We start from the raw sequence: 13,092 nt of genomic DNA, 5'->3' as shown, positions 1-13,092 counted from the left end.
ACGCTTCCGTCACGTCGCTTCCGTCGAAGCCATCAGATCGGTCAGGACACGTCGCGTGCGGAGCCAGGTCGTGCCGACCAGTACCCCATGCCGCGACAAACGGGGCCATTCTAAATCAGTTCGATTTCCTGCCCCCCATCTCGACCCGGCGCCACGCGCGCGGCTCGACCGTCGTCGGGACGCGTTGAAGACGGGCCGCCGATATGTCGTGTACGAGATTTTTAAAACGAAGATTCGTGCATGTCCCATTCCCTTGCGGCGTCGAAGCGGCAAAAATCTTGCGTTCGGTCGCCACTCCCTGCTCAAGATGCGGCGGTGCATCGACGGCCCCGCACCGCTCACGCCGGAAAACGGACTGCAGGAAAACGAAATACGAAGCGACGAGAATCAAAATGACGCCGGATAGCGCGCATGCCCGAGGATCGGCACAATCCGGCCCACGCTAGCGGGATCAAATGTAAAACATCGCCGACAGGACAAAATACAACGGGCCGATGGGTGCCACACTCGCCTCTATTTCGCTGCCGGATTTCACCCCGTCCGATCGTGTCGGCTCGGTATTGACCGGTCATCGATATGACACGCCTTTCTCGCCTGCTATTCGGTACTTCCCGATTCTTCGGGAAGGGCCCCCTCGCTCGCATAGCGGATCAGATCGGCATCGCGGATGATGCCAAGCTTCTTCATCGCACTCGACTTCTGCGAACTGATGGTTTGTTTGCTGCGATGCAGTTGCGTCGCGATCTCGCCTACCGTGTAGCCGGCGCCATAGAGCCGCACGACCTCGATCTCGCGAACGGTCAACGGCCGCTGATTCGGTGACGATTCGCTGCCCTCGAGCAGTTGCTTGATGAACGGCGACAGATAGTTGGCCCCGACATAGGCCGCGTGAACCGCGCCCACCAGATGCGAAATGGCATCCGACTTGCTCAGGATGCAGGCCACGCCCTGCTTCTGGATCGCGTGCAACACACTCGGATTGTCGATCATCGTGATCGTGACGAGGCGCAGCGCAGGGTAGCGACGCTGCAGGAACGACAGCAGCGCCAACCCGTCGCCGTATTTCCCGCCCGGCATCACGTAGTCGACCACCAGCACGTCGCTCGGCCGTTCGTCCAGCATGGCGACCAGATCGGTCGAATTCGAAACCGATCCAACCAGCCGGATCGTGCTGCTGCCCTCGAGCGCCTGCGCCATCCCGAGTGCGGACGACGGATGATCGTCCGCCACCATCACTCGCACAAAAAATTCATCCATCTTTTCTCCCCGATCCATATGGCCTGACGTACCGTATGCTGCGACGCACCGCGAAACCTCATGGTCCGAGTCCATCGTCGAGTCAGCGACAGGGCAACGCGCATCCAATTTTAAGATAAATGGCTGTTTCGCGGTGCGCCGGTGTACCACCGGCGGTGCGTCATGCCGCCTGGCTCGTGCATGACGACACGCGCTGCACGCCAGGCGACACGTTCGTCGATCAACGTGATCGTGCTGCGGGCACATGACGGCGTACGCACCCCGCACGGGATCACACGTCGTGCCGAGACGGTCGCCGGAGCCCGCATCGCGCCGGCATCCCGTCGTGACGACACGCGCGCGCGACGTGCACCATCGAAGCCGCGGACCGCCCCCACCGCATCGCTGCCTGTCGCGACAGTCGGGTGATCGAGCGCCCACGCGTCTCCGATCGACGCCGCGCGCGTCGCCACCCATCCCTAGCCGTACGACCGGACTCGGCCGCTAACGTTTGCTCGCGCGCTCTTCCAGTTCGCTCAACGCATCGTCCAACGTTTGCTGCCACTCGGTGACGGCCCGGCGCTTTTGCGACGGCGACATCATGATGAAGTCGTTCAGCTTCGTCAGAAAGTCCCGTCTGGACTTCTCCGGCAGCGTCGCGAATCCGACCAGCAACCCGAACACCTTTTTCATGTGGCGCACGGCCATCTCCTTGTTTTCATTCGATATCGTTCGGCGTCGGAGCGATGCCGACCATCTGCCTTCCTCGTCGTACACACGCGTGGCTTCCTCCTCCCCGCGCCATTCCACTTTCAGGCTTCAGGCGGCCCATTGCCCGAACCCCGTCCCGCGCTCCCCGCGCACCGGCCGGCCACCGCACCCCGCCCCGCCGCGACAGGCGCTCCAGCGCACCGCGCAGGTCGGCCAGGGTGACCGGCTTGGTCAACACGCACTCGACGTTCGCGGACGCATAGCGGCGCGCATCGTCCGGCACCAGATGCGATGCCACGACGATCATGTCGCATGTCAGCGCACGCTCGCAAACGGCGGCGGCCAGGTCGACCGCGCGCATGTCGCGCAGATCCGCGCCCAGCAGCAGCACGTCCCACACGTCGACCGAAAGCATGTCGAGCGCCGCGGCGCCGGACATCGTGCTGCCGACCTCACACCCCAGTGCCTCCAGTTGCTCGCGGAAAATCGACCCGTTGACGGCCGCATCGTCGGCCACCAGTACACGGAGCGCGCGCACGGCGCCAGCCCGCGCCATCGCCGGCATCGGCACGCCTTCGCCGTGACGCGGCTCGTCCGGGTCGACGGCGACCGAGCCCGCCTGCACGAGCGCCGCACGCAAGCCGCTGATCGAATAACTCGACACGCGAACGGTGCGCCCTGCGACCTCTGGTTCCGGCGGGCCGTCCGGCGTAGCCAGCACGACGGGCCGACGTCCGGACAGGCTGTCGAGTTCCTCGCGTCGCCACTGATCGGACTCGCCGAACAGCACGACGGCATGCGCACGCGCGAGACAGCTGGCGGCGATTCCGATCGGACTCGCATGCATCGCGACATCGAAACCCCATGCGCGCAGATGCGGATACGCGAAGGTGCGCCACGCGTCCTCGGGCGACACGACCACCAGCGTCCTGCCGTCGAACTGCCTGCATGCACGCTCGATCGCGATCGGCATGCCGAGCGGCAGCCGGACCGTAAAGCAACTGCCCACGCCCGGCGTACTGTCGACCGAGATCGTGCCGCCCATCGCGCGGGCCAGTCGGTCGCACAGCGCCAACCCGAGCCCCGTCCCGCCGTACCGCCGCGTGATCGACGCATCGACCTGCGAGAACGGCTTGAACAGCCTGGCCCGATGCTCGGCATCGATGCCGATGCCGGTATCCTCGATGCCGATCGCGAGTTCGGGCACACCGGCCGCATCGGCATGAACCGACACGCGCGCGACGATACGCCCTTCGCTCGTAAACTTGATTGCGTTGCTGAGGAGATTGCCGACGATCTGCGCGAACCGCGTCGGATCGCCGCGCATCCGCTGCGTACTGCTCGCATCGATCTCCTCGAACAGCGGCACGCCCTTGGCTCGTGCAACCGACGCGAATGCGGCGAGTTCGCGCGCGAGCACGTCGAGCACGTCGAATTCGATCGACTCGACCGACATCGCGCCCGCCTCGATCTTCGAGAAATCGAGAATATCGCTGACGATCGCGAGCAAATCCTGCGCCGACGTGCGCAAGGTGCGCACACGGCTCTGCTGCGACGTATCGAGCGCGGTACGCTCGAGCAATTCCAGGTTGCCGAGGATCACATTGAGCGGCGTGCGGATCTCGTGGCTGGTCGCGGCGAGAAACGACGACTTCGCCGCGCTGGCCGAATCGGCCGCCTGGACCGCTTCCTCGAGCTGTCGCACGAGACGGCGCTTCGCCGTCACGTCGACGATCGCCACGATCAGCACGTTCTCGCCCTGATAGCGCGCACTGCGCGCGACCATCTCCAGATGCACGGGCGCCGTGCTCGCGGCATCGGGAACGAGCTCGCCGACCAGCGTCATGCCGCCCCCGCCGGTCGCGACGAACGCGTCGTACTTCGCGATCGCCTGTGCGAACAGCGCGCGCTCGTCGCCGCCATGCAGCGCGATCATTTGCGTGAGCGAATCGCTCGCCAGCATCAGGCGCCCGTCGGGCAACGACAGCAGGCCGATGCCGACCGGCGCCATTTCGATCACGCTGCGACACAGGTTCTCGCTGTCGAACACGCGCGCCGAGCGCGCATAGACCGGTACCAGCACGCGCCGGTGGAACCGAACGAGCAGCAGCCACATCACCGCAATCGCGAACAGCGTCGTCGCCGCGAGCGCACCCGCCTGCACGCCGACGCCGGCTGCCACGTCGCCCCACGACAGCACGTATGCGACGGTCCAGCCGGTGCGGGCCAACGGGCCGCGAAACACGATCGCGCCATCCCGAAACTCCGGCGCGCCCGTCGCGTCACTGCCGCCCGCCACGTTGAGCGTCTTCAAGCGCTGGACGAACTCGGCCTTGCGCTCGACGTGGGGGTCGATCGTGATGAGCTGGTTGTCGGCGGTCGTGATGAAGAAGGTGCCGGGCACGCTGCGATCCGGCAGCCACGACAGCAGGTATTCGGGCGCGTATTCGGTGACCAGCACCGCGAACGGCTGGCCGTCGGCGCGCGCTTCGGCGGCGATCCGGATGCGCATCTGCCCGGTGATCGGATTCGCGTAGGGCGGGAGCCAGCGCACGTTCGGCCGGCCATCGGCGGCAGGAGACGCATCGGCGAAATCGATATGGAGCGTGGCAAGCACGTGGGCCCGCGCGTCGGCCGTCGCCAGCGCGGGATTGTCGCGCGACAGGTGCGGCACGATGCCGAACAGGCCCGTGCGCGTGCTGTAGTGGTACCCCTCCAGCGCGCGGCCGCGATTGATCGAGCTCGCCGCGCAAATGCGCGACAGCATGAACGACAGCGCGATATAACGCGAGACCTCGTCGCGCTGCGTGGTTTGCCCCGGCACGCCGACCACGAGCGACGGATACGGCTTGATCGCGAGTTGCTGGCCGTTGTCGAAGAATTCCGCTACGACATCCGCGGGCGCCGCGCCGAGTTCGCGCCAGATCAGTTGCGTGTTGGTGACGCCGTTGCGGAACGACGCCTCGCTGATCTGCACTTCGTCGACGGTCTCCTCGACGCCGTTCAGGAAATTACGCCGCTCGCCGTCCAGAAAGCCGTAGACGATCGACGTGATCCCGAGTGCGCAAGCAATCAGGATCAGGATCGTCACGACGATGCCGCCACCGAACACGGAAATGCTCTGGTAACGGCGAATGGACTGAAGCGTGCTGTACGGCATGGCATGACGCGACAGCGCTGCGGGCACGAAAAAGCGGCTGGATCGCGGCCCGATCGCGCGTCGCGTATCGGTCAGAACGGATGGAGATGTCCCGACTATGCCAAACGACTCCGCAAAAATCAGTCTTGAATTACCTTTTTAGTACACGTCTGATTTGTATTTTTCCAGATTTTGAACTTGACCGAATGTTTGGGGCGGTTTCAGCCTGCCGGCGGTTCGCTCTCCATCCACATTGGACACCCCACGCCTCTCCATGCAATGTCGCCGGCGCCCCGCTTCGTCATCGCTCGCGCATGCCGATGCGGAGCTGGTTTCGCACCGCCGACACGCCCGATACCGATTGAGCCACGGCAACGGCCATCGAGATCTGGTTCGCGTCGGTCATGTCGCCGGACAACGTCACGATGCCATTGCGCGCGAAGACCATCATCCGGCTCGCATCCAGTTCCTTCGCCCGCCCAAGGGCGCGCGCCACGCGCTTGCGCAATTGCCGGTCGGCCGCCCTCTGCGATGCCGCCGGCGCGGGTACCGATGCCGCATCGGTTTGCACCCGGGACGCCGCGGCCGGCTGTTCCTGCGCATGTACGGCAGCCCCCGTCGCCAGCAGCGCGGCTGCCGCGATGCTCGCCCCGATCTTCTTCGATCCTTTCATGTATGTTCTCCGTTGATTTCGCTCGTCCGCGTCGTCGGCGCATCCGTCCACGATCGCCGACCTGCGCGCGGCTCCCGCACTAGAACTGCGTGATGACGCCGACGGACACCCCCGTCACCGAGCGACCGTCCGGCCGCAGATTCAATGCGGACACGTTGGCGGGATCCTTCTTGTAGGCGCCCGAGAAGCCGTTCCGGTCGAATTCGACATAGAGCTCCGTTCGCTTCGACAGGAAGTATTCGAGCATCGCGTAGGTGGTCATCTTCCGTCCGTCCGCGCCGGCGACGTTCTTCAGATTGCTGGCGATGTCGTAATAGGCGGCGCCCGTGAGCTGCAACGTCGGCGTGATCCGGTACACGAGCCCCGTCGACGGAATATGGTCGCGGCGTGCCACGCTCTTCGCGTTCGGCGCGGATACCTCGAGCCCGCTATAGCCGAGATAGAGCCGCGTCGGCCCCAACTGCCAGGTCAGCCCGCCGAGCGTGCTCTGCGCCCACTGCGTGGCGGCCGCGTTGTAGGTCTTCTGGTATGCGCCGGCCAGCAGCAACGTGCTGAACTGATAGCTGGCCGCCGCCGCGAAATTGGTGCCGGCGCGCGTATTCCCGGCAACACCGCCCGGCGAATAGCTCGCCCGCAGCGTGAACCCGCCCGCGCGCCCGACGTACTTGATCGTGTTGTTGAACCGCGCGTCCAGCGTAAAGAAATTGCCGCCCCAGACGATGCCGGGCACGGTCGCGAGCGACGGGCCGTTCGCCTCGTTGGGATCGAGCTGCGTGCCGACATCCTCGAATGCATTCAACTGACGCCCGAGCGTCAAGCGACCGAATCCCCCTTCCAGCCCGACGTATGCGCGCTGCGAGAACAGCACGCTCGACGTTTTCAGCGCACCGGTTCCCAGTGAAAACCCGCTCTGGAGCAGGAATACCGCCTTCAAACCCGAACCCAGATCCTCCGTGCCTTTCAGGCCGATCGTATTGCCCGCGATTGCATTGTTGTCGAACCCGATTTGATGTCCGCCTTTCACGCCGTCGGTCCATCGTACGCCTTCGCCGAGCGTGCCGAACAACGTCACGTTCGACTGTGCATGCACACCCGTTGCCAATGCCGCGAAGCATGAAGCAGCGATCAAACTCCTCATTGCCACCCCTCCATATCCTTAGTTCTATTGATTATCAAGGTCAACATGATGCGCTCGCGGCGCACGTCGGTCGCCGCGAGCGGATGGAATCGCCCGCTCGCGGCGGCTTTCGGGTCAGCCCTCGCTTTCGCGATACTCGCCGGGGCGCGGCAGATCGACGGCCGGGAATCGGGTTCCCTTCTTCGACGGCAGCACGTCCGCGGTTTCGATCTGCCACCGCAGCAGGACGTCGCGCAGTTGCGCTTCGATTACAGCGTATTCGGCACGCCCCGCGAGATTGGTCGTCTCGCTCGGATCGGTCGTCCGTCGGTACAGTTCGGGCCTTTCGTACAGGCGCCACACATAGGTCCATTCGTGCGTGCGGACGACGGCCGCCTTGCCGACCGACTCCGGCTGCTCGGCCTGCATCGTGGCCTTGATGTCGTAGGGAAACCCGGATTTTTCGAAATGCGCCGTTTCCCCGACGAGGAACCCGCCTTCGCTGAACGCGTAGGTCCGATGCGTTGCACCGGCATCCGTCAGGCACGGCGCGAAACTGCGCCCGTAGTGGTTGTGCGACGGTTCGATGCCGGCAATGTCGAGCAGCGTGGGAAACACGTCGATCAGTTCCACCATCGCATCGGACACGGTTCCGGCGACGGCGGACGTCGACGCGCCCGATACGATCAGCGGATTCCTGAGCAGGCAATCGTGAACGCCCGACGGCCATTTTTCGGCCAGACCGAAGTCGCCCAGGTATTCGCCGTGGTCGGAGAAGAAGGTCGTCACGAGCCGCGCGGGATCCGTCACGCGCGCGGCGGCGTCCATCACGCGGCCGACGTGATGGTCGAGCCGCGACACCATGCCGTAATACACCGCACGCAATTCACGCCACTGCGCATCGGTCAGGCGATCCCAGCCGTGCGCTTTCGCCAGCGCGTCGACATACGCCGGCTGCCCTTCATGCCCGGTCACGCGGTCCGCCACGGCGGCCCGGTCGTACATCGAGAACCACGGCTCCTCCGCCTCGAACGGCGGGTGCGGCGCGAACAACGGCACATACAGCACCCACGGCTTGTCCGGCGGATTGGCCAGCCAGTGTTCCGCGGTCCGGATCACCACCTCGTCGTACTCGAGCTGCGCCTGTTCCGCCGAACGTTGCCCGCGATAGAACGCGCGAATCATCGGATCGGCGGGGTCGCCCTGCGCCTTGCTTCTGAGGAATTCGGCGGCGCTGCGCCGGGTCTCCTCCGGCAGGAAGCCATGTTCATGCATCGAACGCTCGGTCGCGCCGGCCGCGAACGAGTCGCCGCGGCCGCCCGCCATCGCGACGTGATAGCCGTTTTCCTTGAAGGTCCGCAGGAAATTGGGTTCTTCCGGGCCGAGCAGGTAATCGAGCGTGCGGTGGCCGGCCACATGCGGATACCAGCCGGACAGGAACGACACGCGCGACGGCGAGCATACGCTGTGCTGCCCGAACGCCTGCGTGAACGCGACACCGTTGCGGGCGAGACGGTCGAGGTTCGGCGTGCGGACCGGGGTCGACGGGTTGAACGCGTGAACACAGTCGGCGCGCAACTGATCGGCGACGATGATGATGAAGTTGGGTTGCGTGGTCATGAAATATCCGTTGAAAAAGACGGCCGTCAATCAGCGTACCGACCGGATCAGCGTGATGACGAGGCCGCCGAGCGCGGTCGTGCACGCGGCCGCGACGAACAGGCTTTCGTAGCGAATCGCGCCGTCGGGCGACACCAGCCAGGTTGCACACAGCGAAAGCACCACCTGCGGCAGTACGTTTGCAAGATGAAAGACGCCCATGTCCTTCGCGGCTGCATTGCGATCGGGCAGCACCTCGGTCAGCAATGCGAGGTCGACCGCCAGATAGGCGCCCTGCGCGAACGCGATCCACACGACGACGTACAGCACCTGGGGCAAGGTCGTGCACGCGAGCAGTACCGGAAATCCGCTCGCGAGCCCGAGCCCCGCGACGATGACGAAGATCTTTCTGCGCTGCACGCGATCGGAGATTCGCCCGAACAGCAGCGCACTCGCGGTCATCACCACCGTCGCGGTCAGCATGCAGACGAACATCGCGTGCGGCGTCTCCTGCCGCGACAAACCGATTCGGTCGCGCAGATAGAACAACAGGTAGTGCTGCAGCGCGCTCACGCCGAACAGCACCAGCGCCCGCGACAGCCATGCGATCGCGAAGTCCGGATGCTTGACGGGGTTGGTCCAGAAGCTACCGGCCAGCTTGCGCCAGTCGAGCGGCCGGACGCGCGCCGCGTCGAGTTGCCGATCCGCCGCGAACGTGACGAAGCACGCGATCGCCGCCAGCGTGACCGCCCCCTGAACCACGGCCACGGAGACGAGATCCGGTGCGAGCCGCTTCACGATCCACGTTCCCAGCAAGATGCCGATCGGCGGCGTGAAGCCGACGATCGACGAATAGAAGCCGAGACGCTTTTCCGGCACCTGATCCGGCAACACCGCATTGAGCCCGCTCAGCGTGGCATTGAACGCGAGCGCCATCATCGCCCAGCCGAGCGCGAGCTGCATCGGCGATTGCGCGTCGACGAGCACCGCCATCCCCACTACGCCGCCGATCGCGCCGCCTAGAATCCACGGCTTGCGCATCCCCCACCGCGAACGCGTGTGATCGCTCAGTACGCCGTATATCGGTTGCGCGAACAGGCCGATCGTCGCGCCGATCCCGATCACTCGGGCGAGCACGGTCGCCTTTTCGGCGGGCGCGATATGCTCGGCCAGCATCGGCAGGATGACCATCGGATACGGCAGTATCGCGAGCCATACGCCGATGAATGCCACGCCGAGCGTGACACCCAGGTATCTGTGCGGGCGCCGGCTTGCGACGGCGAGCGAAAGTTCGTCCATGGTTGTTCCCTGATCTCCGGTCGCCCGGCGTCGTCCTGCCAGTTGCAGCGGATATTTATCCGACTGGTGAATTTATGGATAAGCGGAGGAAGCGTCAAGCCGCAATTAACGATATGAATCTCTCGAAAACTGATATGCGTGTGCCTTTCGCCATCCGCCGTCACGCGCCGAACCTGCGCTCGGCAAGCTCGACGTCGACCTCGATCACGGGTAGCGTCGCTGCCCTTGCGAGAACGAGGCGATAGCGTCCGCGCCGAAGGTGCCAGTTGCCGGCCGCGCCGTCGAAGTGCGCGAGCAAGCGAGGATCGATCTCGATCGTCACATCCGTCGATTCGCCTGCCGCGAGTGCGACGCGTCGGAACCCGAGCAAACGCATTCGCACGCCGTCGTCCACTCCGGTCAAGTACAGCTGCGGGATGTCGTCCCCGTCCCGCTCGCCGGTGTTCGTGACCGTGAACCGCGCCGAAATCGACTCGCCGGCATCGACGACCAGGCCGCCGTACGAAAACGTGCTGTAGCCGAGCCCGAATCCGAAACCGAACAGCGGCGTCGTCCCGCGTTTCGCGAACCACCGGTAACCGACTTCCGCGCCTTCGCGATAGTGCACGTCCACGAAGGTTCCGAGTTCGACGTCCGCACACGGCAGCACCGGATGCGGTGTCTGCTCGACATCGACCGGAAAGGTGACGGGCAAACGCCCCGACGGATTGACCGTACCCGCCAGAATCTCCGCGATCGCCTGGGCGCCTGCCTGGCCCGGATACCACGCCTGCAGGATCGCGGCGACGCGGTCCCGCCACGGCATCGCCACCGGATTGCCGGTCTGAAGCACGACGACCGTATTTCGATTGGCGGCGGCGACGGCATCGATCAGCGCATCCTGTCCATAGGGTAGCGACATGTCCGGGCAGTCGAACCGCTCGCCTTCGTGGCGTATCGCATTGACGATCGCGATGTCCGCCGCCCCCGCGCGTCTTGCGGCCTCGGCAACGAAAGCACCGCTGTCGTATTCGATCGTCGCGCCCGGGAACTGCGTGCGCAGCGCCGACACCAGCGACTCGCCGTACAAGTGCATCGCGGTCGGCCCCAGCAGCGCATGGGTGCGCTGCGGAATCACCGCGCCATAGCCGCCGCGCGGCTTCACCTGGCTCGATCCCGAACCGGACAATACGCCGGCCTGGCCGTATCCGCCGATCAACACGATGCGCCGCACAGTGGGCGCCAGCGGCAGCAGGCCGTCGCGATTCCTGAGCAGCACGGCGCCTTGCCGCGCGACCTGCAGCGCGAGCGCATGATGTGCGGCGTGGTCGACCTCCGGCGGGGTGTCTTGCCGGTCGATGCCCGCCTCGTAGCATGACCGCAGGATCCGCACGACCATGTCGCGAATCCGCTCCTTCGGCACCTGGTTCGCTTCAACCGCGCGCCGGAGCGGCTCATTGAACCATTCCTGCTCGTCGAGTTGCGCGCCGGAGTGCTGGTCGAGCCCGTGCAACGCGTACTCCCAGCCGTGGACCGCCCGCCAGTCGGACATGATCCAGCCGCGGAATCCCATCGCACCCTTGACGACGTCGTTCAGCAAGTGACCGTTGCCGCACGCGTACGCGCCGTTGACGAGGTTGTAGGCGCCCATCAACGCGCCCGGCCGGCCTTGCTCGATCGCGATCTGAAACGCCAGCAGATCGCTCTCGCGGTGCGCGTCCGGATCGATGATCGCATTCAGGAAAAACTTGTTCGTTTCGGTCGCATTCAGCGAAAGATGCTTGAGGACGGCGACGACGCCCTCCGCCTGCATGCCAGCGACCACGGCGCCGCCGACCATGCCGGACAGCAGCGGATCTTCAGACACGTATTCGAAATTGCGGCCGTTGCGAACGTCGCGTATCAGGTTGATGCCACCGCCCAGCGCCACATTGAACTCGCGCGAGCGCGCCTCGCGGCCGATCGCGTGACCGACCCGGCGGGCCAGTTCGGGATCGAACGTCGAGCCCAACGCGAGCCCTGCCGGAAATGCCGTCGCCTCCGCATCGCCGGTTTCCGTGTCCCGTATGCCCAGGCTCGCATCGGCCAGCTTCAGCGCAGGTACGCCGAGCCGCGGCACGCCTTGCACGTAGCCTGCGATGACCGGCAGATCGTGCGGCACCCGCGATTCGCGCTCGCCCCTGCCGAATACGCGAACCATCAGGCTGTAGAGCAGACCGTAGCGCTCGTCGTCGGTCATCCGTGCCTCGGTTGCACGGGCCCGCGCGTCCGCGTCCGATGCGTGTCGTTCCGACACGTCCTGCGTGTCGGTTCCGCTCATTGCCGGTTCAGTGTTCGTGTTCAATTTCTCGATACCTCTATCGTCTTCTTTTATATCGCAGTCCGAATTATTCGAATACCGTTTCGTCAGCGACGTTCGTTCCGACGGATAACGTCGCCATCGTGCGACCGGATGGCCGACACGGCCGACCAGAAACGCCATCCGCACGATTGAAATTATCCGATTGGATAATTATAATTTTGGACATCGCCGTGTCAACATGGACGACCGCGAAATACCGGCGGTGTTTTCCCTAGGGGCGACATCCGGCGCCGCGCACTGCGTCGTTGCGGCTAACCGGCAAGCACGGCAGAATTCTCCCAATTGAGCCAGGATGGAAACGACATAGATGGTCCGACAAGCGCAGCAGGAACGCAGCGAACTCACGCGAGCCGAGATCCTGGCTATCGCGCTCGAGCAGTTTTCGACGCGCGGCTTCGATGCGGTCAGCCTGCGAGACATCGCTGACGCGGCCGGCGTCAATCACGCGATGATTCGCTACTACTTCGGGAACAAGGAAAACCTGTGGCGGGCGAGCGTGACGCAGCTCTTCGAGCGCTTCATGGAGGGCATCGAAACACCGGACCCCGCATCAAGCGGATTTTCGATCGACGAGGCGAAGCGGTATGTCCGGAATTACGTCCGCTACTGCGCGGCCCATCCGGAACATGCGCGCCTGATGATGCAGGAAGCGAATCGCGACTCCGAACGACTGAAGTGGATGGCGGAAACTTTCGTACGCAGCCGCCACGCGCGCACGGTGCCGCTGGTCCGCTACCTCAGCGAGAAAATGAAGGGCCTGTCCGGCATCGACCCGGTCATGCTGCTCTACATGATCACGTCGATCGCACAGGTTCCCTATCTGCTGACGGCGGAAATGCGCTACGCACACGGTATCGACGCACTCAGCGAACGCTCGATCGACGCGCACTGCGATGCCGTCGTCGCGTTCATCTTCCGTTGAAACGGTCGTCGACGGAACGCAGGCGAGCCGGGGCTGCCGATCGCGCGCCGCGCAC

At 64.8% G+C, this 13,092-nt stretch carries 10 protein-coding genes; 2 read left to right on the top strand and 8 right to left on the bottom strand.

What is annotated here, in order from left to right:
- Positions 1-70: 70 nt before the first annotated feature.
- Complete coding sequence (locus HWX62_RS05040; protein ID WP_175930258.1) at positions 71-406, top strand: hypothetical protein; 336 nt, start codon at positions 71-73, stop codon at positions 404-406.
- 191 nt (positions 407-597) lie between these two features.
- On the opposite strand, the gene HWX62_RS05035 is transcribed toward HWX62_RS05040, so the two are convergent.
- The 8 genes from HWX62_RS05035 to HWX62_RS05000 all read right to left on the bottom strand — a co-directional run bounded on the left by HWX62_RS05035 (position 598) and on the right by HWX62_RS05000 (position 12,073).
- Positions 598-1,257, bottom strand: coding sequence for a response regulator (locus HWX62_RS05035; RefSeq protein WP_175930433.1), 660 nt, complete (start codon positions 1,255-1,257; stop codon positions 598-600).
- A 483-nt stretch (positions 1,258-1,740) separates the two neighbouring features.
- Positions 1,741-1,929: a hypothetical protein gene (locus tag HWX62_RS05030; protein ID WP_175930259.1), complete on the bottom strand. Its 189-nt coding sequence runs from the start codon at positions 1,927-1,929 to the stop codon at positions 1,741-1,743.
- A 25-nt stretch (positions 1,930-1,954) separates the two neighbouring features.
- On the bottom strand, positions 1,955-5,107 hold the full coding sequence (locus HWX62_RS05025) for an ATP-binding protein (protein ID WP_175930260.1): 3,153 nt from the start codon (positions 5,105-5,107) through the stop codon (positions 1,955-1,957).
- Positions 5,108-5,387: 280 nt separating this feature from the next.
- Positions 5,388-5,810, bottom strand: coding sequence for a BON domain-containing protein (locus tag HWX62_RS05020; protein WP_244135968.1), 423 nt, complete (start codon positions 5,808-5,810; stop codon positions 5,388-5,390).
- Between the two features lie 28 nt (positions 5,811-5,838).
- On the bottom strand, positions 5,839-6,897 hold the full coding sequence (locus HWX62_RS05015) for a porin (protein ID WP_175930261.1): 1,059 nt from the start codon (positions 6,895-6,897) through the stop codon (positions 5,839-5,841).
- A 114-nt stretch (positions 6,898-7,011) separates the two neighbouring features.
- Entirely contained in the window at positions 7,012-8,496 is a 1,485-nt protein-coding gene (locus HWX62_RS05010) for a sulfatase-like hydrolase/transferase (protein WP_175930262.1), read from the bottom strand.
- Between the two features lie 30 nt (positions 8,497-8,526).
- Entirely contained in the window at positions 8,527-9,774 is a 1,248-nt protein-coding gene (locus HWX62_RS05005; RefSeq protein ID WP_175930263.1) for an MFS transporter, read from the bottom strand.
- Between the two features lie 160 nt (positions 9,775-9,934).
- Positions 9,935-12,073: a glycoside hydrolase family 3 protein gene (locus HWX62_RS05000; RefSeq protein WP_175930435.1), complete on the bottom strand. Its 2,139-nt coding sequence runs from the start codon at positions 12,071-12,073 to the stop codon at positions 9,935-9,937.
- 349 nt (positions 12,074-12,422) lie between these two features.
- Between HWX62_RS05000 and HWX62_RS04995 the strand changes: the two genes are divergently transcribed.
- The gene (locus HWX62_RS04995; protein WP_175930264.1) at positions 12,423-13,037 is read left to right on the top strand and encodes a TetR family transcriptional regulator; all 615 of its coding nucleotides are present in this window, start codon (positions 12,423-12,425) and stop codon (positions 13,035-13,037) included.
- Positions 13,038-13,092: the final 55 nt, after the last annotated feature.

The sequence above is a fragment of the Burkholderia sp. BCC0506 genome (genome assembly GCF_902833145.1).
Classification (GTDB): Bacteria; Pseudomonadota; Gammaproteobacteria; order Burkholderiales; family Burkholderiaceae; genus Burkholderia.
The sequence above is the reverse complement of the archived record's forward strand: the minus strand, read 5'-3'. Positions and strand labels throughout refer to the sequence as shown.